19 protein-coding genes are annotated in these 23,009 nt (G+C 53.5%); 11 read left to right on the top strand and 8 right to left on the bottom strand.

Features of this window, described 5'->3' with window-relative positions; translation table 11 throughout:
- Positions 1-9 precede the first annotated feature (9 nt).
- From aceF to traT, 3 genes are all read left to right on the top strand, one after another.
- Positions 10-1,905 (top strand): pyruvate dehydrogenase complex dihydrolipoyllysine-residue acetyltransferase, encoded by a 1,896-nt coding sequence (aceF, locus tag LCD46_03805; protein UOY71472.1) that lies wholly within the window; start codon positions 10-12, stop codon positions 1,903-1,905.
- 175 nt (positions 1,906-2,080) lie between these two features.
- Entirely contained in the window at positions 2,081-3,505 is a 1,425-nt protein-coding gene (gene lpdA / locus LCD46_03810) for a dihydrolipoyl dehydrogenase (protein UOY72887.1), read from the top strand.
- Between the two features lie 195 nt (positions 3,506-3,700).
- Positions 3,701-4,432 carry a complement resistance protein TraT gene (gene traT / locus LCD46_03815; protein UOY71473.1) on the top strand — a complete coding sequence of 244 codons (732 nt, stop codon included), beginning with the start codon at positions 3,701-3,703 and terminating at the stop codon, positions 4,430-4,432.
- Between the two features lie 70 nt (positions 4,433-4,502).
- On the opposite strand, the gene LCD46_03820 is transcribed toward traT, so the two are convergent.
- Complete coding sequence (locus tag LCD46_03820) at positions 4,503-5,294, bottom strand: DUF2950 domain-containing protein (GenBank protein UOY71474.1); 792 nt, start codon at positions 5,292-5,294, stop codon at positions 4,503-4,505.
- 10 nt (positions 5,295-5,304) lie between these two features.
- The gene (locus LCD46_03825; GenBank protein UOY71475.1) at positions 5,305-6,858 is read right to left on the bottom strand and encodes a DUF3300 domain-containing protein; all 1,554 of its coding nucleotides are present in this window, start codon (positions 6,856-6,858) and stop codon (positions 5,305-5,307) included.
- Between the two features lie 400 nt (positions 6,859-7,258).
- Here LCD46_03825 and acnB point away from each other — a divergent pair, with 400 nt between their 5' ends.
- Both acnB and yacL read left to right on the top strand, forming a co-directional pair.
- A complete protein-coding gene (gene acnB, locus LCD46_03830) occupies positions 7,259-9,856 on the top strand; it encodes a bifunctional aconitate hydratase 2/2-methylisocitrate dehydratase (GenBank protein ID UOY71476.1) in 2,598 nt (865 codons plus the stop codon).
- 190 nt (positions 9,857-10,046) lie between these two features.
- Positions 10,047-10,409 (top strand): protein YacL, encoded by a 363-nt coding sequence (gene yacL, locus LCD46_03835; protein ID UOY71477.1) that lies wholly within the window; start codon positions 10,047-10,049, stop codon positions 10,407-10,409.
- A 31-nt stretch (positions 10,410-10,440) separates the two neighbouring features.
- Here yacL and speD read toward each other — a convergent pair whose 3' ends face one another.
- The 3 genes from speD to LCD46_03850 form a co-directional block, all read right to left on the bottom strand.
- A complete protein-coding gene (gene speD / locus LCD46_03840) occupies positions 10,441-11,235 on the bottom strand; it encodes an adenosylmethionine decarboxylase (protein ID UOY71478.1) in 795 nt (264 codons plus the stop codon).
- Positions 11,236-12,105 (bottom strand): polyamine aminopropyltransferase, encoded by an 870-nt coding sequence (gene speE / locus LCD46_03845; protein ID UOY71479.1) that lies wholly within the window; start codon positions 12,103-12,105, stop codon positions 11,236-11,238. It abuts the gene before it with no gap.
- A gap of 114 nt (positions 12,106-12,219) precedes the next feature.
- Complete coding sequence (locus LCD46_03850) at positions 12,220-12,567, bottom strand: YacC family pilotin-like protein (GenBank protein ID UOY72888.1); 348 nt, start codon at positions 12,565-12,567, stop codon at positions 12,220-12,222.
- Between the two features lie 145 nt (positions 12,568-12,712).
- Between LCD46_03850 and cueO the strand changes: the two genes are divergently transcribed.
- Positions 12,713-14,281 carry a multicopper oxidase CueO gene (gene cueO / locus LCD46_03855; protein UOY71480.1) on the top strand — a complete coding sequence of 523 codons (1,569 nt, stop codon included), beginning with the start codon at positions 12,713-12,715 and terminating at the stop codon, positions 14,279-14,281.
- An 84-nt stretch (positions 14,282-14,365) separates the two neighbouring features.
- On the opposite strand, the gene LCD46_03860 is transcribed toward cueO, so the two are convergent.
- The gene (locus LCD46_03860) at positions 14,366-16,756 is read right to left on the bottom strand and encodes a glucose/quinate/shikimate family membrane-bound PQQ-dependent dehydrogenase (GenBank protein UOY71481.1); all 2,391 of its coding nucleotides are present in this window, start codon (positions 16,754-16,756) and stop codon (positions 14,366-14,368) included.
- 206 nt (positions 16,757-16,962) lie between these two features.
- Between LCD46_03860 and hpt the strand changes: the two genes are divergently transcribed.
- The gene (gene hpt / locus LCD46_03865) at positions 16,963-17,499 is read left to right on the top strand and encodes a hypoxanthine phosphoribosyltransferase (GenBank protein ID UOY71482.1); all 537 of its coding nucleotides are present in this window, start codon (positions 16,963-16,965) and stop codon (positions 17,497-17,499) included.
- Positions 17,500-17,560: 61 nt separating this feature from the next.
- Here the strand turns inward: hpt and can are convergent, their stop codons facing one another.
- On the bottom strand, positions 17,561-18,223 hold the full coding sequence (gene can, locus LCD46_03870) for a carbonate dehydratase (GenBank protein ID UOY71483.1): 663 nt from the start codon (positions 18,221-18,223) through the stop codon (positions 17,561-17,563).
- 107 nt (positions 18,224-18,330) lie between these two features.
- On the opposite strand from can, the gene LCD46_03875 reads away from it, so the two are divergent.
- The 4 genes from LCD46_03875 to LCD46_03890 all read left to right on the top strand — a co-directional run bounded on the left by LCD46_03875 (position 18,331) and on the right by LCD46_03890 (position 21,881).
- Entirely contained in the window at positions 18,331-19,257 is a 927-nt protein-coding gene (locus tag LCD46_03875) for an ABC transporter ATP-binding protein (protein ID UOY71484.1), read from the top strand.
- Positions 19,254-20,024, top strand: coding sequence for an ABC transporter permease (locus LCD46_03880; GenBank protein ID UOY71485.1), 771 nt, complete (start codon positions 19,254-19,256; stop codon positions 20,022-20,024). Before LCD46_03875 ends, LCD46_03880 begins: the two co-directional genes overlap by 4 nt.
- A 104-nt stretch (positions 20,025-20,128) precedes the next feature.
- The gene (locus LCD46_03885; protein ID UOY71486.1) at positions 20,129-20,569 is read left to right on the top strand and encodes a PTS sugar transporter subunit IIA; all 441 of its coding nucleotides are present in this window, start codon (positions 20,129-20,131) and stop codon (positions 20,567-20,569) included.
- A 64-nt stretch (positions 20,570-20,633) separates the two neighbouring features.
- Positions 20,634-21,881, top strand: coding sequence for a polysaccharide deacetylase family protein (locus LCD46_03890; protein UOY71487.1), 1,248 nt, complete (start codon positions 20,634-20,636; stop codon positions 21,879-21,881).
- Here the strand turns inward: LCD46_03890 and LCD46_03895 are convergent, their stop codons facing one another.
- Positions 21,882-22,949 carry a fimbrial protein gene (locus LCD46_03895; protein UOY71488.1) on the bottom strand — a complete coding sequence of 356 codons (1,068 nt, stop codon included), beginning with the start codon at positions 22,947-22,949 and terminating at the stop codon, positions 21,882-21,884.
- Positions 22,950-23,009 lie beyond the last annotated feature (60 nt).

Raw genomic sequence — 23,009 nt, forward strand, 5'->3', positions numbered from 1 at the left:
AAAAGAATAATGGCTATCGAAATCAATGTACCGGACATCGGGGCTGATGAAGTTGAAATCACCGAGATCCTGGTCAAAGTAGGCGACAAAGTTGAAGCTGAACAGTCGCTGATCACCGTAGAAGGCGACAAAGCCTCTATGGAAGTCCCGTCTCCTCAGGCTGGCATCGTTAAAGAGATCAAAGTCTCTGTTGGCGATAAAACCGAGACTGGCAAACTGATCATGATTTTCGATTCCGCCGACGGTGCAGCAACTGCTGCACCTGCGCAGGAAGAGAAGAAAGCCGCTCCGGCCGCCGCTGCTCCAGCAGCTGCCGCGAGCGCGAAAGAAGTTAACGTGCCTGACATCGGCGGTGACGAAGTTGAAGTCACTGAAATCCTCGTGAAAGTGGGCGATACCGTTGCGGCTGAGCAGTCACTGATCACCGTAGAAGGCGACAAAGCCTCTATGGAAGTGCCAGCGCCGTTCGCGGGTACCGTTAAAGAGATCAAGATCAACACCGGTGACAAAGTGTCTACTGGCTCTCTGATCATGATCTTCGAAGTGGCGGGTGCTGCACCTGCTGCTGCGCCTGCACAGGCAGCTGCTCCGGCGGCCGCGGCTCCAGCGGTTGCTGGTGGCGCGAAAGACGTTAATGTACCAGATATCGGCGGTGACGAAGTTGAAGTGACCGAAGTGATGGTTAAAGTGGGCGACAAAGTTGCCGCTGAACAGTCACTGATCACCGTTGAAGGCGACAAGGCTTCCATGGAAGTCCCTGCGCCATTCGCGGGTACCGTTAAAGAGATCAAAATCAGCACTGGCGACAAAGTGTCTACCGGCTCTCTGATCATGGTCTTCGAAGTAGAAGGCGCTGCGCCTGCTGCTGCTCCGGCGGCCGCGGCTGCTCCAGCACCAACTGCTGCACCGGCTCAGGCTGCTAAACCAGCTGCTGCCCCTGCTGCAAAAGCGGAAGGCAAATCTGAGTTCGCTGAAAACGACGCTTACGTCCACGCGACTCCGCTGATTCGTCGCCTGGCGCGCGAATTCGGTGTTAACCTGGCGAAAGTGAAAGGGACTGGCCGTAAAGGTCGTATCCTGCGCGAAGACGTTCAGACTTACGTGAAAGACGCGGTGAAACGCGCTGAAGCTGCACCAGCTGCAGCGGCAGGCGGCGGCATCCCGGGCATGCTGCCATGGCCGAAAGTGGACTTCAGCAAGTTCGGCGAAATCGAAGAAGTGGAACTGGGCCGTATCCAGAAAATCTCTGGTGCTAACCTGAGCCGTAACTGGGTGATGATCCCGCACGTTACGCACTTCGACAAAACCGATATCACCGATCTGGAAGCGTTCCGTAAACAGCAGAACGCCGAAGCTGAGAAGCGTAAACTGGACGTGAAATTCACCCCAGTGGTCTTCATCATGAAAGCCGTTGCCGCTGCTCTTGAGCAGATGCCACGCTTCAACAGCTCCCTGTCCGAAGATGGCCAGAAGCTGACGCTGAAGAAATACATCAACATCGGTGTTGCGGTTGATACGCCAAATGGTCTGGTTGTTCCGGTCTTCAAAGACGTGAACAAGAAGAGCATCACTGAGCTGTCCCGTGAACTGACCGTGATCTCCAAAAAAGCGCGTGATGGTAAGCTGACTGCTGGCGAAATGCAGGGCGGTTGCTTCACTATCTCCAGCATCGGTGGCCTGGGTACAACCCACTTCGCACCGATTGTGAACGCGCCTGAAGTTGCGATCCTTGGTGTGTCCAAGTCCGCGATGGAGCCGGTGTGGAATGGCAAAGAGTTCGTACCGCGTCTGATGATGCCAATCTCTCTGTCCTTCGACCACCGCGTGATCGACGGTGCTGATGGTGCGCGTTTCATCACCATCATCAACAACACCCTGAGCGACATTCGCCGCCTGGTGATGTAATCGAAAAGCCGGCCTGACGGCCGGCTTTTTTCTGGTAATCTCATGGTGTTTGTGAGGTTATTGGCGAAAGCGATAATTCGTGAGCCGTTTGTTGTTTCAAAATTGTTAACAATTTTGTAAACTGCGGGCGGATAGAACGACCCGGTGGACGACGGGTATAAATTAAGAGGTCATGATGAGCACAGAAATCAAAACTCAGGTCGTAGTACTTGGGGCAGGCCCGGCAGGTTACTCCGCAGCATTCCGCGCCGCGGATTTAGGTCTGGAAACCGTCATCGTAGAACGTTACAGCACCCTCGGTGGTGTTTGTCTGAACGTCGGCTGTATCCCTTCTAAAGCGCTGCTGCACGTAGCCAAAGTTATCGAAGAAGCCAAAGCGCTGGCTGAACACGGTATCGTCTTCGGCGAGCCGAAAACCGATATCGACAAAATTCGTACCTGGAAAGAGAAAGTTATCACTCAGCTGACCGGCGGTCTGGCAGGTATGGCCAAAGGCCGTAAAGTGAAAGTGGTAAACGGTCTGGGTAAATTCACCGGTGCGAACACCCTGGAAGTGGAAGGCGAAAACGGTAAAACCGTGATTAACTTCGACAACGCGATCATCGCGGCAGGCTCTCGCCCAATCGAACTGCCATTCATTCCACACGAAGATCCACGTGTTTGGGATTCCACCGATGCGCTGGAACTGAAAACCGTTCCAAAACGCCTGCTGGTTATGGGTGGCGGTATCATCGGTCTGGAAATGGGTACCGTGTACCATGCGCTGGGTTCAGATATTGACGTGGTTGAAATGTTCGACCAGGTTATCCCGGCTGCTGACAAAGACATCGTTAAAGTCTTCACCAAACGCATCAGCAAGAAATTCAACCTGATGCTGGAAACCAAAGTCACTGCCGTTGAAGCGAAAGAAGACGGTATTTACGTTTCCATGGAAGGCAAAAAAGCCCCATCCGAACCACAGCGTTACGACGCGGTGCTGGTGGCTATCGGCCGTGTGCCGAACGGTAAAAACCTCGACGCGGGCAAAGCTGGCGTGGAAGTGGACGACCGTGGCTTCATCCGCGTTGACAAACAGCTGCGTACCAACGTGCCGCACATCTTTGCTATCGGCGATATCGTCGGTCAGCCAATGCTGGCACACAAAGGTGTTCACGAAGGTCACGTTGCCGCTGAAGTTATCGCCGGCATGAAACACTACTTCGATCCGAAAGTGATCCCATCCATCGCGTACACCGAGCCAGAAGTTGCATGGGTTGGTCTGACTGAGAAAGAAGCGAAAGAGAAAGGCATCAGCTACGAAACCGCCACCTTCCCGTGGGCTGCTTCTGGCCGTGCTATTGCTTCCGACTGCGCAGACGGTATGACCAAACTGATCTTCGACAAAGAGACTCACCGCGTTATCGGTGGTGCGATTGTCGGTACCAACGGCGGTGAGCTGCTGGGTGAAATCGGTCTGGCTATCGAAATGGGTTGTGACGCTGAAGACATCGCGCTGACTATCCACGCTCACCCAACTCTGCACGAGTCTGTGGGCCTGGCGGCAGAAGTGTTTGAAGGCAGCATCACCGACCTGCCAAACGCGAAAGCGAAGAAGAAATAAGTTTCTTCACGATTGCTAAACGCCTCTTCGGAGGCGTTTTTTTTGTCTAAAGCCTACCCATTATGGTAGGTATCTTATTGATATTTCCGCTAAAAAATTTCTCTCATCTGCCGATACCTTTTTCACCATTGTGTAGCTACTGGCCGCACGGTTTAGGGGTTCTGGACTTTTGATTACACGAAAAAAGGAAATAACATGTCTTTGAAGAAAGTTGCGGTGATTGGCTTAGTGGCAGCAGCGATGACGCTGACCGGGTGTGGTGCTATGACCACTGCGGTGAAAAAACGTAATCTGGAAGTGAAAACTCAGATGAGCGAAACCATCTGGCTGGAGCCATCTAACGAAAAAACAGTCTACATTCAGGTTAAAAACACCTCTGATAAAGACATGAGCAACCTGCAGACGCTGCTGGCAAACGATCTGAGTGCCAAGGGATACAAGGTCACCAGCTCTCCTGACAGCGCATACTATTGGGTGCAGGCTAACGTTCTGAAAGCAGACAAAATGGACCTGCGAGAATCTCAGGGCTATCTGAAAACCGGCTATGAAGGTGCCGCTGTTGGTGCTGCGCTGGGTGCCGGTATTACGGCCTACAACAGCAACTCTTCTGGTGCGGCGTTGGGTGTGGGTCTGGCGGCAGGTCTGATCGGTATGGCGGCGGATGCGATGGTAGAAGATGTGAACTATACCATGGTGACCGACCTGCAGATCTCTGAGCGTAGCAAAGCAAAAGTCACCACCGATAACATCGCGGCACTGCGCCAGGGCACATCGGGCGTGAAACTGCAGACCAGTTCCGAGCAGGGCGATCGTGCTAAGTATCAGACACGTGTCGTGTCTAATGCTAATAAAGTGAACCTGAAATTCGAAGAAGCGAAACCGGTTCTGGAAGCGCAACTGGCAAAATCGGTCGCAAATATTCTGTAAGTTAAAAAGCCGGGCGGCGACTTCGCCTTACCCGGCCTACAGGCCTCGCTGGAGAAGAGCTACCGCACATTCAGGGCTCGACGGGCTGCCAGGTTTTATCAGGAGCATATGAGGCCAGCGCCCGCGCCTTATGCTCCGAATCGCTGCCGAGATCCGACTGAAACACCTTGTCGTCCTGATTTATCAAAAAGCTCATTACGCCCGTCTGGCCGTAGCTGACCGGCCAGGCAACCATTGCGAAACCGTGGTTATCCGGCAAAATTCTGAAGCGATAGCCGTGATACCCAGTACCCGGTTCTTTTGGACTGAATGCCGGACCGAGCGGGCTGGGCGCTTCACCGGGTGATGCAGGCCAGTACAAACCGTCCTTTTTCCCTGTGGTGCTGACGATCTTCTGGGCATACTTCTGGTTCATCGCATAATAGCTCTGCTGTGCATCCACGTAAGCATGTAATGCTTCAATCGCTGCGAGCTCGTTACGCCCAATTTCGCGGGTCAGGATCTCCTCAGCACCTTCTTTGATATCAAATTGCCAGCCGGAATTGGTCTTGATGACCGGAATAGGGAGCTGCCAGTCAGTCTCTCCGACAACAAGATGCGCCGTATTACCTTCAACCACGGTGTTATGACGGACTTTCCAGTCGCGCAGGAAGCGATCGACGGCATCAGGATCAACCCCTTCAGGGGGCAGGAAATCGCGCCAGTTCTCTCCAAGCAGGTTATTCATTGCACTTTCATTCTGATCACGAATGGCATTTGCCAGTGCGTCGGTCGCCTGGTCAGGCGTGCTAAAAGATTGTTGCGCCATCGCCGAGGCCGAAAGCATGAACAACACCATTCCACTGAGTAGTTTACTTTTCATGTCGGCTCCCTTAACGATGTCGAATTTCACGGCGTTCAGCGCGTCCGCCAGCTGCCTGGTGCGGTTGTTGTTGACGAGCGATCTGTCGGCTTTGCGCCCCTCGCTGCTGCTGTGCCTGCCAGTTGGCGGAGCGGCTGTCGTTGCCACTCAGAGCATTAGCCCGGGGTTGACTGATTCGCTGCTGGGTTGTGCGTTGCTGCGCAGGTTGCGAAACCCGTTTTTCATTTCTTTGCGCTGTGGTCTGACGATTATCACGCTGCTGTGTAGTCGTCCGCTTTGTCGTCTGCGGTTTGGTGTCATAGCCACGGTAGTTGTTGCGCTGGGAAATCTGCTTCAGCTGCTCATTTGAGGCCTTGCGCTGGACATCTTTGGTTCCCGGACGTGCCGTTTGAGGGAAGGTTTTACCCGTTGATTTCTCCATCTGGCTGAGGGCGGCCTGACGCTGGCTATCGCGATTAACCGGTTTTTGCTGCGTTGAACTTAACCCTGCGGCCGCGTTGGTGGAGTGGAAGCGGTTGTTGAGCTGGCTCGTCGGATAGGGTACGCCTTCCCGATAAGCCGGGTTGTGCTGCCAGGTGCGGTTGGCATCCGTCAGGCGCTGCCCGCTGATTTTATTGAAGTTCTCAACGTTGATATTGATGTTGTTATCACCGTTGCGGTTATAGCCGCCGTGATTATCCCAGTCGTCATGGTGATGATCCCAGTCATCGTCATCATCCCAGTCGATGCTGCTGAAGATGGCATAGGTTGTCGCGACGCCCAGGCTGAAGCCTAAACCGTTAACGAAGCTGTTGCCAAACTGCTCGCCGGGTGAAGGCGGGAGATAGGTGGGGGGATAAGCGGTGTTTGGCCAGGTTCCGTAAACCGTATTAGGGTTGTAGGTGGGAACGTACACGACTTGTGGATCGGCAGATTCAATTTTGATCACCGTTGGAGCCGGTGCGGACGTTGTGTTTGTCGTGGTTGACTCGCTGGTGCTCGTTTTAGACGGCGCCGCTTTTGTCACCGTGGTGACCGTTTGTTGAGGTGTCGACTGTAAGGCTCCGGTCTTCTGAGCCAGCACGCGCAGGCGTTGAACGGAATCCATCACATCTTTGGGTTGCGCGAGGAACGCATCGCCCAGATTTTGTACCCACGGTGGGTTCTCTCCCATCAGTGACATCAACTGAGGAAAGGCGACCAGCGATTTTACGCTGGGATCCCAGGGTTGGCTGGCAACGGCCTGAATAGCGGCATCACCTTCCATTTTAGGGTTGTCTTTCGACCACTGTGCAGCCTGGATGACGTTGGCCGGGTAGGTTGATGCCATCAAAATTTGCGACAGCAATGCATCCGGGTAGAGCGCGATAGGGGCAACCCACTGATCGATTTGCGCGGCAGAGTACGTAGGTGCCGCGGCAGGAGCAGGGGCTGGTTGGGCTACCGGTGCGACGGGTTGCTGTACGGCCGGTGCCGGAGCAGCAGGCTCCGTTGCACGACTGTTGACGAACATGACGCCAGAGGCAGCAAGCAGCCCGGTACTGCAAAGAAGAACAAGCAGATGTGGCTTAAAAGACAACTTCATAAAATGACTCCAACGAGACAAGCGCTGTGCCGTGAGGCGTTACGGTTGGCGTGAGTATTATTCACCCGTCTTTTACTGTTTTGACTTTTCTTGGGAAACCATCCGGGGTATCCGGATAAAGAGTGTGAGCATTTATTACACAATTATATCTGATGGAGAAAAAACTGAAGCGTCACGGTGCAGAAGATGTCGCAAAATGATGCCCTAAATTCTCGCTACACCATGCTTAACGATTCAGCAAATTTTTTAATGTTGCTTTTTTGTAAACGGATTAACACTGTGCAGAAATCCTGCTATGCTGCCCGACGCGGTATCGGGCATTTACCCTACAAACTGCTGTCTCACAGGAGCGTGAAGAGAACGCCCGCCGCATATGACAATGAGAGCGAGGAGAACCGTCGTGCTAGAAGAATACCGTAAGCACGTAGCAGAACGTGCCGCCGAGGGAATTGTACCCAAACCTTTAGATGCAACCCAAATGGCCGCGCTCGTCGAGCTGCTGAAGAACCCGCCTAAGGGCGAAGAAGAATTCCTGTTAGATCTGCTGATCAACCGCGTACCGCCTGGCGTAGATGAAGCTGCCTACGTAAAAGCCGGATTCCTTGCTGCTATCGCCAAAGGCGAAGCCACCTCCCCACTGGTTACTCCTGAAAAAGCCATTGAACTGCTCGGCACTATGCAGGGCGGCTACAACATTCATCCGCTGATTGACGCGCTGGATAACGACAAGCTGGCACCGATTGCCGCTAAAGCGCTCTCCTCAACGCTGCTGATGTTCGATAACTTCTACGATGTGGAAGAAAAAGCGAAAGCGGGCAATGTCTATGCGAAGCAGGTGATGCAATCCTGGGCTGATGCCGAATGGTTCCTGAACCGTCCTGCTCTGGCTGAAAAAATTACCGTTACCGTCTTTAAAGTGACCGGCGAAACCAACACCGATGACCTCTCTCCGGCGCCGGATGCGTGGTCTCGTCCTGATATTCCTCTGCATGCTCTGGCGATGCTGAAAAACGCCCGCGAAGGCATTGAGCCGGATCAGCCGGGCAGCGTCGGCCCGATCAAACAGATCGAAGCTCTGCAGAAAAAAGGTTTCCCGCTGGCCTACGTGGGTGACGTTGTGGGTACCGGTTCTTCCCGTAAGTCTGCAACCAACTCCGTGCTGTGGTTCATGGGCGACGACATTCCACACGTGCCGAATAAGCGCGGTGGCGGTCTGTGCCTCGGCGGAAAAATTGCTCCAATCTTCTTCAACACCATGGAAGATGCGGGCGCACTGCCGATCGAAGTGGATGTTTCTAACCTGAACATGGGCGACGTGATTGACGTTTATCCGTTCAAAGGCGAAGTACGTAACCACGAAACCAACGAACTGCTGGCAAGCTTCGAGCTGAAAACCGACGTGCTGATCGACGAAGTGCGTGCAGGTGGCCGTATTCCTCTGATTATTGGCCGTGGCCTGACAACCAAAGCGCGTGAAGCGCTGGGTCTGCCACACAGCGATGTATTCCGTCACGCGAAAGACGTTGCGGAAAGCAATCGCGGTTACTCACTGGCGCAGAAAATGGTTGGTCGTGCATGCGGCGTCGCCGGTATCCGTCCTGGTGCATACTGCGAGCCGAAGATGACCTCTGTGGGCTCCCAGGATACCACTGGCCCAATGACCCGTGACGAACTGAAAGACCTGGCGTGCCTGGGCTTCTCTTCCGATCTGGTGATGCAGTCCTTCTGCCACACTGCGGCGTATCCGAAGCCGGTTGATGTGACGACGCACCACACGCTGCCTGACTTCATCATGAACCGTGGCGGGGTTTCCCTGCGTCCGGGTGATGGTGTTATCCACTCCTGGTTGAACCGTATGCTGCTGCCAGATACCGTGGGTACCGGCGGTGACTCTCATACCCGTTTCCCGATTGGTATCTCCTTCCCGGCGGGTTCTGGTCTGGTGGCGTTTGCTGCGGCAACTGGCGTTATGCCGCTGGATATGCCGGAATCTGTTCTGGTGCGCTTCAAAGGCAAAATGCAGCCGGGTATCACCCTGCGTGACCTGGTTCACGCGATCCCGCTGTATGCGATTAAACAGGGCCTGCTGACCGTTGAGAAGAAAGGGAAGAAAAACATCTTCTCTGGCCGTATCCTGGAAATTGAAGGTCTGCCAGATCTGAAAGTTGAGCAGGCGTTCGAACTGACCGATGCCTCCGCTGAACGTTCTGCTGCGGGCTGTACCATCAAGCTGAACAAAGAGCCGATTATTGAGTATCTGAACTCTAACATCGTGCTGCTGAAGTGGATGATTGCAGAAGGCTACGGCGACCGTCGTACGCTGGAGCGTCGTATCCAGGGCATGGAAAAATGGCTGGCCGATCCGCAGCTGCTGGAAGCTGATGCTGACGCAGACTACGCGGCAGTGATCGACATCGATCTGGCGGATATCAAAGAGCCAATTCTGTGTGCACCGAACGATCCGGACGATGCGCGTCTGCTCTCTGATGTTCAGGGCGAGAAGATCGATGAAGTGTTCATCGGTTCTTGTATGACCAACATCGGTCACTTCCGCGCGGCAGGTAAATTGCTGGATACCCATAAAGGCCAGCTGCCAACCCGTCTGTGGGTGGCACCGCCAACCCGTATGGACGCGGCTCAGCTGACCGAAGAGGGCTACTACAGCGTATTTGGTAAGAGCGGGGCGCGTATTGAAATCCCTGGCTGTTCCCTGTGTATGGGTAACCAGGCGCGCGTAGCTGACGGTGCGACGGTAGTGTCTACCTCTACCCGTAACTTCCCTAACCGTTTAGGTACTGGTGCGAACGTCTATCTGGCCTCTGCGGAACTGGCGGCAGTTGCGGCGCTGATTGGCAAACTGCCAACGCCGGAAGAGTACCAGACCTTTGTCGCTCAGGTTGATAAGACGGCGGTGGATACCTACCGCTATCTGAACTTCGATCAGTTGTCCCAGTACACTGAGAAAGCTGACGGCGTTATCTTCCAGACGGCAGTATAAACAGCAAAACCGTCTCCACGAGACGGTTTTTAGTGTTTGCACCCTCTCCCGTGGGAGAGGGACGGGGTGAGAGCATCAGGCTACAAGGCCTCGCTCTCACCTTTTTATTTTCATTCCTCCCACCTCCCACGCTTTTTTTCTGCCTCTCTGCTGCGATAATTACCCTAATGGCTTTGCAGAGGAAAACACTATGGATTACGAATTTCTGCGCGACATCACCGGAGTGGTGAAAGTGCGTATGTCGATGGGCCACGAAGCCGTTGGACACTGGTTTAACGAAGAGGTGAAAGAGAATCTCGCACTTCTTGATGAAGTTGAACAGGCGGCGAATACGGTGAAAGGCAGTGAACGCTCCTGGCAACGTGCCGGACACGAATACACGCTGTGGATGGACGGTGAAGAGGTGATGGTGCGAGCCAACCAGCTTGAATTCTCGGGTGACGAGATGGAAGAGGGGATGAGCTACTACGATGAAGAGAGTCTGTCGCTGTGCGGCGTTGAAGACTTCCTGAAGGTGGTGAATGCATACCGCGAGTTTATGAAACAGAGATAATTTCCCGAAGCATCCTTGCTCCGGGCAACACCTACACGGCCGGAATATTGCGGCCGTAGTAGATTTCGCGCATTTCTTTCCAGAGCAGGTCAGTGATGGCCTTACGCTCTTCTTCGCTCAGATCTTCTGGCTTCGTGTGGAACATGTAGTGCTTAAGGTCGAATTCCTTCAGTAACATCTTGGTATGGAAGATGTTCTCCTGATATACGTTCACGTCCATCATGTCGTACAGCGCCTTCATATCCTCAGACATAAAGTTCTGAATCGAGTTGATCTCGTGGTCAATGAAGTGCTTCATGCCGTTGATATCACGGGTGAAACCGCGCACGCGGTAATCAATGGTGACGATGTCGGATTCCAACTGGTGGATTAAATAGTTCAGCGCGTTCAGCGGGGAGATCACGCCGCAGGTCGACACTTCTATATCGGCGCGGAACGTACACAGCCCACCTTCCGGATGGCTCTCCGGATAGGTATGAACGCAGATATGGCTTTTATCAAGGTGAGCAACAACCACTTCCGGCAGCGGGCCCGGATGTTCGGTTTTGTCGATAAGCTTAGGATCGACGGGTTCTTCGCTCACCAGAATGGTTACGCTGGCACCCTGAGGTTCATAATCCTGTCTGGCGATATTCAGGATGTTTGCCCCGATAATCGAGCAGGTTTCTGACAGGATCTCGGTCAGACGGTTGGCGTTGTAGAGTTCATCGATATAGGCGATGTAACCATCGCGTTCTTCCGCTGTTTTGGCATAGCAGATATCGTAAATACAAAAACTCAGGCTTTTGGTCAGGTTGTTAAAGCCATGTAGTTTAAGCTTTTTCAATTAGCTCACCCCCTTAGTGGATAAGGCGTCCTGAAGATACTGTGGCAGCGCAAACGCTGCGGTATGAACAGCAGGATTGTAGTATCGGCACTGAAGACCCGCCTGATGGAAACGGGCCTGGATAATTTCGGTGGAGAGATGGCGCAGCACGTCGTTATCCGTCGCCCAGGCAAAGGTCATGATCCCGCCGTAGTAGGTCGGAATGGCGGCCTGGTAGAAGCTGACGTCGCCAAAGTAGGTGCTCAGTTTGCGATGGCTATCGAGAGCTTCATCCTGCTGCAGGAAGCAGACGCCATTTTGCGCGACAAAGATCCCACCAGGATTCAGGCAGCGCTTGCAGCCTTCGTAGAAGGAGGAAGTAAACAGCGACGCGCCTGGGCCGATGGGGTCGGTACAGTCCGAGATAATGACATCAAAGGTCTGCGTGGTCTGATTAACGAAGTTAACCCCGTCGTCAATCACCAGATTAAAACGCGGATCGTCATAGCTACCAGCATTGTGGTTGGGCAGGTACTGACGGCAGAAAGAGACCACGCCCGCATCGATCTCCACCATGGTGATGGTTTCAATAGAGCGATGGCGGGAAACTTCGCGCAGCATAGCCCCGTCGCCACCGCCGATAATCAGGACATGCTTCGCATGCCCGTGCGCCAGCAGCGGGACGTGGGTCATCATTTCATGATAGATAAACTCATCTCGCTCGGTCGTTTGCACGACGCCGTCCAGCGCCATGACGCGGCCAAAGGCGGCATTCTCGAAGATGATCAGATCCTGGTGATCGGTTTTCTCATGATAGAGCACGTTATCAACGGCAAAGTACTGACCAAACTGGTCATGCAGTGTTTCATGCCACAACGTGTGGTCGGCCATACGCAGACTCCTCCTTTGTTAACATCCGTTACATTCACAAAAGTGAGCGAAACATGATAGCTAACTCTCACCGTGGTTGCACGGCTACAGGCTCAACAAGGAGCGTCGGGAAGCTTATTTCACGTAGGCGAGCAGGCTGAGTGAATCGCGAGCCAGCGCTTTGCATTTTTTGGCAGTAGGGATACCAATACCGCTCAGGTCACGGTAGCTGTCTTCACCAAGAGATTTCATGTCGAAGCTGTCGTAATTGCTGAGGTCCCATTGGTTCTGCTGAGCAAAAAAGACCAGCGCGCGGCGAATTTGCCCGTTGGGTAAATTCTGGTAGCCACAATCATTTTTCAGGAATACAAAAACCGCCGTCAGATCGGCCATATCTTCCGCTTCATTTTCACTTAGCGCATAGCTGTTCGCACACATTGCCATCAGGCTGGTGAACAAAATTGTCCTGAAAAACGTCTTCATTGCTTCTACCACTTCTTCACGGAAAAATAACGTTAGCATACTTGGTGCCAGTGCGACGATCTTTATTATTACCGCTTTACTTGACCTTCCGGTAAGGGGAGGGTTTATGCTCAAAAGATCGCCGGCTGGAAATAAGGAAATGAACATGCAACGTCGTGATTTTTTAAAATATTCCGTTGCGCTGGGGGTTGCCAGCGCATTACCACTGTGGAGCCGCACGGTTTTCGCGGCTGACAGACCTGCCTTACCCATCCCGGACTTACTGACTGCTGACGCCCGTAGTCGTATCCAGCTTGTTGTTCAGTCCGGTAAAACGGCCTTCGGTGGACACAACGCTACAACGTGGGGTTATAACGGCAATCTGCTTGGTCCGGCGCTTCAGCTACGTAAAGGGAAAGCCGTCACCGTTGATATTCACAACACGCTGGCAGAAGAGACGACGCTGCACTGGCACGGGCTGGAGGTACCGGGCGAGGTCGACGGCGGTCCGCAAGGGATTATTAAAGCGGGTGGTACGCGCAGCGTTACCTTTACGCCTGACCAGCGCGCCGCGACCTGCTGGTTCCACCCCCATCAGCACGGCAAAACGGGCCATCAGGTGGCAATGGGGTTGGCGGGCCTGGTGCTGATTGAAGATGACGAAAGCCGCCTGCTGCGTCTGCCTAAACAGTGGGGGATCGACGATGTACCGGTGATTGTCCAGGACAAAAAATTCACTGCTGACGGGCAGATTGATTATCAGTTGGATGTGATGACCGCGGCGGTTGGTTGGTTCGGCGACACGCTGCTCACCAATGGCGCGATCTACCCCCAGCACGCCGCGCCAAAAGGCTGGCTGCGGTTACGTCTGCTCAACGGATGTAATGCGCGCTCGCTGAATTTCGCCACCAGCGATAAACGCCCTCTTTACGTGGTGGCAAGCGACGGTGGACTGCTGCCTGAGCCGGTCAAACTGAATGAACTTCCTATGCTGATGGGTGAGCGCTTTGAGGTGCTGGTGGATATCAGCGACGGCAAAGCGTTTGACCTGGTCACGTTGCCGGTCAGTCAGATGGGTATGGCGGTTGCGCCCTTTGACAAGCCGCACCCGGTGTTGCGGATCCAGCCACTGCAGGTTACAGCATCGGGCACGCTGCAGGATACGCTGACGTCGCTCCCGGCGTTACCTTCCCTTGAAGGTTTAACCCAACGCAAGCTGCAGCTTTCCATGAACCCGATGCTCGATATGATGGGTATGCAGGCGCTGATGGCGAAATATGGCGATCGGGCGATGGCGGGGATGCACCACGGGCAGATGATGGGGCATATGAATATGGACCACGGCAAAATGGGCGGCATGGGCAACATGAATCATGGTGACCATGGTTTTGACTTCCACAACGCCAACATGATCAACGGCCAGGCGTTCGACATGAACACGCCAATGTTTGCTGCCACAAAAGGGCAGTTTGAGCGTTGGGTGATTTCTGGCGAAGGCGACATGATGCTGCATCCGTTCCATATCCACGGTACCCAGTTCCGCATTCTTTCAGAGAACGGCAAAGCGCCTGATGTGCATCGCGCGGGCTGGAAAGATACCGTCAGGGTTGAAGGAGGGGTCAGCGAGGTGCTGGTGAAATTTGACCATGCCGCGCCGAAAGAGTTTGCCTATATGGCGCACTGTCATCTGCTGGAGCATGAAGATACGGGGATGATGTTGGGGTTCACGGTATAAAAAAGCCGGGTGGCGGCGTCGCCTTACCCGGCTTACATCTCGAACCGTAGGCCCGGTAAGCGTAGCGCCACCGGGCCTTTTTAGTTACTTACTTTCATCAGGCAGTGCATACGCGACAATATAGTCGCCCATCTTCGTGCCAAACGAACCGTGACCACCCGCAGAGATGACAACGTACTGCTTGCCATTCACTTCATAGGTCATCGGCGTTGCCTGTCCACCGGCTGGCAGACGGCCTTGCCACAGTTTCTCACCGTTGGTCATGTTGTACGCGCGCAGGTAGTTATCTGCGGTTGCCGCGATGAACAGCACGTTACCGGCGGTGGAGATTGGGCCACCCAGCATTGGCATACCCATATTGAACGGCACCGGAACCGGCATTGGGAACGGCATGCTGTCCTGTGGCGTACCAATACGTTTTTTCCACACAATCTGGTTAGTTTTCAGGTCCAGACCGGAGATATAACCCCAGGCAGGCTGTTTACACGGCAGACCAAACGGAGACAGGAACGGGTTCAGCGTCACGCCAAACGGCACGCCATACTGCGGCTGAATGCCGGATTCGGTTCCTGTGCCTTTCGCGTCTTTCGGTGGCTCCATTGGGTTACCTGGGCCACGTGGGATCAGACGGGAAACGAACGGCAGCGCCATCGGGTTGGCAATGGCCACCTGACGGTTCGGGTCAACGGAGATCCCGCCCCATTCGAACATTCCCAGGTTACCCGGGAAGACCAGCGTGCCCTGCTCAGAAGGTGGGGTGAAGATACCTTCGTAGCGCAACTGGTGGAACATCACGCGGCACACCAGCTGGTCAAACATGGTGGCACCCCACATGTCTGCACCGCTCAGATCTTTCTTCGGACGGAAGCTCAGGTCAGAGAATGGCTGCGTCTTGCTGACGTAATCGCCTTTTGCCGCACCCTGCGGCACTGGTTTTTCTGGCGCAGGCACAACCAGTTTACCGTTGCTGCGATCCAGTACGAAGATGTTGCCGGTTTTCGCCGGAGCGTAAATCACCGGAACGGTTTTGCCGTTAACGGTAATGTCCGCCAGTGTCGGCTGGGATGGCATGTCCATATCCCACAGATCGTGGTGAACGGTCTGGTAGCTCCAGGCCAGCTTGCCGGTGGTCGCATTCAGCGCCACGATAGCGCTCGCGTAGCGTTCCTGCTCCGGCGTGCGGTTACCACCCCAGATATCGGGTGTGGTTACACCCATTGGCAGGTAGACCAGGTCCAGCTTCGCGTCATACGCCGCTGGCGCCCAGGAGTTTGGCGAGTTAAAGGTAAAGGTGTGTTCATCTGACGGGATCGCATTGGGATCTTTCGCGCCCGGGTCGAAGGCCCACAGCAGTTTACCGGTGTTCACGTCGAAACCACGGATGACGCCGGAGGTTTCACGCGTGGAGAAGTTATCCGTTACCGAACCAGCAATCACGATGGTTTTATCGGTGATGATCGGCGGAGAGGTTGGCTCATACAGACCCGGCGTGGTATCCGGCATATTGGTCTGCAGATTAAGGATACCTTTGTTGGCAAAGGTTTCGCACAGCTTGCCCGTTTCGGCGTTGATGGCGAACAGGCGGCCATCGTTCACCGGTAGCATAATGCGGCGAGGACAGTCGGCAATGACTTCCGGGCTGGCATTATCGGCACGCGCTTCGTGGTAAGAGACGCCACGGCAGGTGACATGCTGGAACGACGGGTTGGAATTGAGCTGTGGGTCGAAGTGCCATTTCTCTTTACCCGTGGCCGCATCAAGCGCGAACAGACGCTGGTGCGCCGTACACAGATAAAGCATATCGCCCACTTTAATTGGCGTCACTTCGTTGGTCAGTTCGCCCGGATCGTTTGGCATCTTCAGATCGCCAGTACGGAATACCCAGGCTTCTTTCAGGTTTTTAACGTTATCCGCGTTGATCTGCTTCAGCGGGGAGTAGCGTTGACCTTCCTGATTACGACCATACGCAGGCCAGTCACCGTCCGCCACCTGCGAGATAGCCGCAGCAGGCGTGGATTCCGCGTTTAGCGTACCGTTGATCTCCTGCGGGTCGTTAAAACCGGCCCAGGTCAGGATGCCACCGCTGATTAACAGGGCTACCACCAGCGCTGCAACGGCACCACTGGAAGGCACAATCAGGCGACGCCACACGAAGGGCAGGATCAGCCAGATACCAAAGAACACGAGGATGTCGCTACGTGGCGTCAGTGCCCAGAAGTCGAACCCGACTTCCCAGACGCCCCAGATCATGGTGGCGAGGAGTAATGCAGCATACAGCCACAGCGCGGATTGTTTTCTACGCAATAGCAGGATGGTTACACCAACCATAACCAAACCTGCAATTGGGTAGTACCAGGAGCCGCCAAGCGCGACCAGCCAGACGCCACCGATTAACAAATACAGCGCGCAGAAAGCTGCGAAGGCCGCTGTTAATGTCACCAGTAGACGCGGCTGTTGAGATTTTGTTTCAGCCATAGAAAAGTACTCGTCAGTTTTGTTAATTATTTGCTAGCAATTAATTATAGGCATTAACAAATGTGATCGGAATCACAATATTTGCTTTTTACAACTCATACGCCAGGGTTATCCATTTGCTGATATAATGGCTGGCTTGCGTATCGATGCCGGAGATTAATTCATCCGCATTGAGAGATTTTCATTAAAATCATATGGTTAGTAATATGAAACATACTGTTGAAGTGATGATCCCGGAAGCCGAGATCAAAGCGCGTATCGCCGAACTGGGTCGTCAAATCACCGAACATTACAAGGACAGCGGCAGCGAAATGGTGCTGGTCGGTCTGTTGCGTGGCTCTTTCATGTTCATGGCAGACCTGTGCCGTGAAGTGCATGTGCCACATGAGGTCGATTTTATGACCGCCTCCAGCTACGGCAGCGGCATGTCCACAACCCGTGATGTGAAAATCCTGAAAGACCTGGATGAAGATATTCGTGGCAAAGATGTGTTGATCGTTGAGGACATCATCGACTCCGGCAACACGCTGTCTAAAGTGCGCGAGATCCTGAGCCTGCGTGAACCAAAATCTCTGGCGATTTGTACGCTACTGGATAAACCTGACCGCCGTGAAGTGCAGGTGCCGGTAGAGTTCGTGGGTTTCTCGATTCCTGACGAATTCGTCGTCGGTTACGGCATTGACTACGCGCAGCGTTACCGTCATCTGCCGTATGTGGGGAAGGTGGTATTGCTGGACGAGTAACTGCGGGCTGATGCCCTCACCCCGGCCCTCTCCCATGGGGAGAGGGAGACAATCCCCGGCTTTATTTATGGTTCACATGCTTAAGCTTGAGGTTGGCAATTCCCGAACGGTAACGCTGTTCCAGCGTTTCGCGGTTTGTTGCAGTCACTTCCAGATTGCGCAGCAGGCCGTCATGGATACCATACGCCCAGCCGTGGATAGAGACCTTCTGCCCGCGTTTCCACGCCGATTGCATAATCGTTGAGTGGCCCAGGTTATAGACCTGCTCCATCACGTTCAGTTCGCAAAGGGTATCCATGCGACGCTCCTGCGGCATTTCGCCGAGCAGTGAGCTATGTTTGAACCAGATATCGCGGATGTGCAGCAGCCAGTTATCAATGAGCCCCAGCTCCGGGTTCTCGACCGCCGCCTGTACGCCGCCGCAGCCATAGTGGCCGCAAATAATGATGTGCTCGACTTCCAGAACGTCAACGGCATACTGAACCACAGAAAGACAGTTGAGGTCGGTATGGATCACCAGGTTGGCGACATTACGGTGAACAAACAGTTCGCCGGGCTCGAGGCCGGTCAGGCGTTCGGCCGGGACGCGGCTGTCGGAACACCCAATCCACAGAAAGCGTGGATTCTGGGCTTGCGCCAGTTTTCCAAAAAATCCTGGGTCTTCCTCCACCAGCATTTTTGACCATAGTGCATTGTTGCTGATGAGTGTATCTATGTTGTTCATGGAGGTTAGCGACCTGTAACCGAGTTATTGCGTTGCGCTACTATAGGGTAACCCGACTTTTAATGAAACCACACAACGTGTGTAAGAACTGAAGGTAAGTTAAATTCATGGCTATTGCACTGGAGCTTGAGCAGCTTAAAAAAACCTATCCAGGTGGCGTTCAGGCGCTACGCGGGATAGATCTAAAAGTAGAGGCCGGTGATTTTTACGCGCTTCTGGGACCGAACGGCGCGGGGAAATCCACCACGATCGGTATTATCAGCTCGCTGGTTAATAAAACGTCCGGTCGGGTCAGCGTCTTTGGTTATGACCTGCAAAAAGACGTGGTGAACGCCAAGCGCCAACTGGGGCTGGTTCCGCAGGAGTTCAACTTTAACCCCTTTGAAACCGTACAACAGATTGTAGTGAACCAGGCAGGTTACTACGGCGTTGAGCGCAAAGAGGCGCTTGAGCGCAGCGAAAAGTATCTAAAACAGCTCGATTTGTGGGAAAAGCGTAACGAACGTGCGCGGATGTTATCCGGTGGGATGAAGCGCCGTTTGATGATTGCGCGTGCGCTGATGCATGAACCAAAACTGTTGATCCTCGATGAGCCCACCGCTGGTGTGGACATCGAACTTCGTCGTTCCATGTGGGGCTTCCTGAAAGATCTTAACGACAAAGGCACCACCATTATTCTGACAACCCATTACCTCGAAGAAGCCGAAATGCTCTGCCGCAACATCGGTATCATTCAGAATGGCGAGCTGGTGGAAAACACCTCGATGAAAGACCTGCTCTCCAAGCTGAAATCAGAAACCTTTATCCTCGACCTGGCGGCGAAAAGCCCGCTGCCAAAACTGGAAGGGTATCAGTATCGTCTGGTGGATACCTCGACGCTGGAAGTGGAAGTGTTGCGTGAGCAGGGGATTAACAGCGTGTTCTCTCAGCTAAGCGCACAGGGTGTTCAGGTCTTAAGTATGCGTAACAAAGCGAACCGACTGGAAGAGCTGTTTGTCTCTCTGGTGCAGGATAAACAAGGAGACAAGGCATGACGCATCTTTACTGGGTCGCGCTGAAAAGTATCTGGGCGAAAGAGATTAACCGCTTTATGCGCATCTGGGTGCAAACCCTGGTGCCGCCGGTGATCACCATGACGCTCTATTTCATCATCTTCGGCAACCTGATTGGCTCCCGTATTGGTGAGATGCACGGTTTTACCTATATGCAGTTTATCGTGCCGGGTCTGATCATGATGGCGGTGATCACTAACGCCTATGCCAACGTGGCGTCGTCATTCTTTAGCGCCAAGTTCCAGCGTAATATTGAAGAGCTGCTGGTCGCGCCTGTGCCAACGCACGTCATTATCGCCGGTTATGTCGGTGGCGGCGTGGCGCGTGGCCTCTGCGTGGGGATTCTGGTCACGGCGATCTCGCTGTTCTTTGTGCCGTTCCAGGTCCACTCGTGGCTGTTTGTCGCGCTGACGCTGCTCCTGACGGCGATCCTGTTCTCGCTGGCTGGTCTGCTGAACGCCGTGTTCGCCAAAACGTTTGACGATATTAGCCTGATCCCGACGTTCGTGCTGACGCCACTGACTTATCTGGGTGGGGTATTCTACTCCCTCACGCTGCTGCCTCCGTTCTGGCAGGCACTGTCGCACCTGAACCCGATTGTGTACATGATCAGCGGCTTCCGCTTTGGCTTCCTTGGCATTACCGATGTGCCGCTGTTTACCACGGTGGCGGTGCTGGTGGTGTTTATCCTCTTCTTCTATCTGCTGTGCTGGTATTTGATCCAGCGCGGGCGCGGTCTTCGCAGCTAACCGTCTGCCCGGCGACATTCTGTTTGCCGGGCACTTTCTTTGACAGTTATCACCCAAAGCGAACCTTCACTCCGCTAAACTACTTGCCTGCTAAGGAGAGAGTTATGTTGGGATGGGTGATTACCTGCCACGATGAACGGGCGCAGGACATGCTGGATAAGCTTGAAGCCAAATTTGGCCCGCTGGCGCAATGCCGGGCGGTAAATTACTGGCGTGGATTGAGCACCAACATGCTCAGCCGCATGATGTGCGATGCCCTGCATGAAACCGACACCGGTGATGGCGTGATTTTTTTGACCGATAAATCGGGCGCGGCGCCTTACCGCGCAGCCGCATTGCTGAGCCATAAGCATGATTGCTGTGAGGTGATCTCGGGCATCAGCCTTCCATTACTGAAAATGATGTATCCGCAGCGTGAAACGTTAACCAGTGCCGGATTCCGTGACGCTATTGTTGTGCAGGGCGCACCGGAAGTCAGCAGCTTGTGGCATCAGCAGCAAAAAAATCCTCCTTTCGTCCTGCTTCATGACCTGTATAAGAATTAAACGTTGGTATTGATGTCGCTTTTGCTACAATGGCATAAGTATTTCCGCTTCGAATAAGACCCTCATGTTCACGCGTATTGTTTTCCTGTTATTGATGTTCGTGTCTGGCATTTCTTCTGCCAGTTTACTCAGTCAGCAAAGCCTGCCTGCTCAATATATGCAAACCACCGAAGATGCGGCGATCTGGGCGCAGGTGGGGAACAGCGTCATTAATGTTGGCAATGTGCGCGCGGGGCAAATCCTGGCCGTCGTACCTGCGGCGGCGGATTACTACGAATTTCGCTTCGGTTTTGGCACGGGTTTTATCGACAAGGGGCACCTTGAGCCGGTTCAGGGGAAACAGCGCGTTGAGGACAGCCTTGGCGATCTGAATAAACCGCTGAGCAATCAGAACCTCATTACCTGGAAAGACACGCCGATCTATAACGCGCCCTCCAGTGGTAGCGCGCCGTTCGGGACGTTAAGCGCCAATCTTCGCTACCCTATACTGAACAAGCTTAAGGACCGTCTGAACCAGACCTGGTTCCAGATCCGCATCGGCAACCGTCTGGCATGGGTCAGCAGCCTGGATGCACAGGAAGACAACGGTATTCCGGTTATTACTTACCACCATATTTTGCGTGATGAAGAGAACACCCGTTTTCGTCATACCTCCACAACCACCAGCGTGCGTGCCTTTAACAACCAGATGACCTGGCTTCGCGACCAGGGCTACACCACCCTGACCATGTACCAGCTGGAAGGGTACGTACGAAATAAAATGAACCTACCCGCAAAGGCCGTGGTGATCACCTTCGATGACGGGCTGAAGTCCGTGAACCGCTATGCTTACCCGATCCTGAAAGAGTATGGATTTAAGGCGACTGCATTTATCATTTCGTCACGCATTAAGCGCCAGCCGCAGAAATGGGCGCCAAAATTCCTGCAGTTTATGAGCGTGTCGGAGCTGGATCAGATGCATGACGTGTTCGACTATCAGTCTCACACGCATTTTCTGCACCGCGTTGACGTCAACCATCAGCCCATTTTACTGAGCCGCAGCTACCACAATATTTTGTTTGATTTTAAGCGCTCACGACGCGACCTGGCGCAGTTTAACCCGCACGTGCTTTACCTCTCATATCCGTTTGGTGGCTACGACGAGAAGGCGATAAAAGCGGCGAACGATGCAGGGTTCCACCTGGCAGTGACGACGGTAAGGGGAAAGGTGAAACCGGGAGATAATCCGTTCTTACTGAAACGCCTGTACATCTTAAGAACCGATTCGCTGGAGACGATGTCGCGGCTGATCAGTAATCAGCCGCAGGGGTGATTATTCGTACGTCAGGGTGAACGTGCCCACAGCACTGAACGCACCGGATTTAATGGTATTTCCGTCTGCTTCTAGTCTGGCGATAAAATTAAAATTCCTTACCGCAGGTAAGTTAGCGTCTGTCTGTACAAAAGCTGAATTCGAATCGTTAGGAATAAGCTGTTGGTTATTCGCGTCGATAATTTTCACTCCAGCCCCTGCCGCAGCGTTACTGGACAATGTATTGGCAAGCAGCTTTTTTGCACCGCCAGTGATCTTTGATGTCGACAGTTTCGTCGTGAATTTCGCCACGCTGGTGCAGTTACTGACCTGCACGGCAAACGGGACATCGCGTGTCTGGTTCTTTTGAATATCGGAAACAAAATAGTCACCCAGTTCTACGGTATTTCCCCCATCTGCCAAGGTGACAACATCACAAGTTGGCAGAACGAGCGGGATCTGAAAAGTATCTTCGGTAACTTTAAAATACCATGGGCGGTTATTAGAGTCGTTTGGATCCCCGAGCCCCATTAGCCCTAATGTTCCGGCAACGGGTTTGATGACGCTAACTTTATTCGGGTTGCCGTTGTAAGCAGATGTTTGCCACAGTTGAATTTTGGCATTAACCCATTTGCCATCCCAGTTGCTGGGGACGTTATTCACATAGAGCTCTTTATAGGCCGTTGTATTGGTGCCAAAAACGTGGCCAATGCCATCCACTGTTTCGATATTCACCGTGTAGACAATGCCCGGGATATTGGTTTGAAACGTTCCGTCCTGATACAGAGAACCAGCATAGACGGAAGGATCGGTCATCCCCCATTCACTGGTGCCGTCGTTACCTAAACTACAGCCAATCTGGATACCTGGCGAAATATCTGTAGTAAATTGCATTAAAAATGTCCCTCCCGTGCTTGGGCGTGGGGCCGCGCGAGCTGGGCCACTGGTAGGGCCATTTACTAATGTTGTTGTCCCACCATAGCCATTTCCAAAACGGCATTCGGTCGCTCCCCAGGCTGAGGTGGCAGAAAACAGCACGCCGAAAAGCGACATCGTGATTATTGATTTTTTATTTAAACATCCTGTCATGGTCATAAACCTGAATATTCTCTTCCTGTGATGGGCAATACCAGAACTCTGCGGTTTAAC

The sequence above is a fragment of the Enterobacter ludwigii genome (assembly GCA_023023105.1).
In the GTDB taxonomy this organism is placed as follows: domain Bacteria; phylum Pseudomonadota; class Gammaproteobacteria; order Enterobacterales; family Enterobacteriaceae; genus Enterobacter; species Enterobacter adelaidei.

Excerpts from the sequence above, each read along its gene's own strand:
- aceF (UOY71472.1), top strand. The coding sequence starts at position 10 with ATGGCTATCGAAATCAATGTACCGGACATCGGGGCTGATGAAGTTGAA.
- lpdA (UOY72887.1), top strand. The coding sequence starts at position 2,081 with ATGAGCACAGAAATCAAAACTCAGGTCGTAGTACTTGGGGCAGGCCCG.
- traT (UOY71473.1), top strand. The coding sequence starts at position 3,701 with ATGTCTTTGAAGAAAGTTGCGGTGATTGGCTTAGTGGCAGCAGCGATG.
- LCD46_03820 (UOY71474.1), bottom strand. The coding sequence starts at position 5,294 with ATGAAAAGTAAACTACTCAGTGGAATGGTGTTGTTCATGCTTTCGGCC.
- LCD46_03825 (UOY71475.1), bottom strand. The coding sequence starts at position 6,858 with ATGAAGTTGTCTTTTAAGCCACATCTGCTTGTTCTTCTTTGCAGTACC.
- yacL (UOY71477.1), top strand. The coding sequence starts at position 10,047 with ATGGATTACGAATTTCTGCGCGACATCACCGGAGTGGTGAAAGTGCGT.
- speE (UOY71479.1), bottom strand. The coding sequence starts at position 12,105 with ATGGCCGACCACACGTTGTGGCATGAAACACTGCATGACCAGTTTGGT.
- LCD46_03850 (UOY72888.1), bottom strand. The coding sequence starts at position 12,567 with ATGAAGACGTTTTTCAGGACAATTTTGTTCACCAGCCTGATGGCAATG.
- cueO (UOY71480.1), top strand. The coding sequence starts at position 12,713 with ATGCAACGTCGTGATTTTTTAAAATATTCCGTTGCGCTGGGGGTTGCC.
- LCD46_03860 (UOY71481.1), bottom strand. The coding sequence starts at position 16,756 with ATGGCTGAAACAAAATCTCAACAGCCGCGTCTACTGGTGACATTAACA.
- hpt (UOY71482.1), top strand. The coding sequence starts at position 16,963 with ATGAAACATACTGTTGAAGTGATGATCCCGGAAGCCGAGATCAAAGCG.
- can (UOY71483.1), bottom strand. The coding sequence starts at position 18,223 with ATGAACAACATAGATACACTCATCAGCAACAATGCACTATGGTCAAAA.
- LCD46_03875 (UOY71484.1), top strand. The coding sequence starts at position 18,331 with ATGGCTATTGCACTGGAGCTTGAGCAGCTTAAAAAAACCTATCCAGGT.
- LCD46_03880 (UOY71485.1), top strand. The coding sequence starts at position 19,254 with ATGACGCATCTTTACTGGGTCGCGCTGAAAAGTATCTGGGCGAAAGAG.
- LCD46_03885 (UOY71486.1), top strand. The coding sequence starts at position 20,129 with ATGTTGGGATGGGTGATTACCTGCCACGATGAACGGGCGCAGGACATG.
- LCD46_03890 (UOY71487.1), top strand. The coding sequence starts at position 20,634 with ATGTTCACGCGTATTGTTTTCCTGTTATTGATGTTCGTGTCTGGCATT.
- LCD46_03895 (UOY71488.1), bottom strand. The coding sequence starts at position 22,949 with ATGACAGGATGTTTAAATAAAAAATCAATAATCACGATGTCGCTTTTC.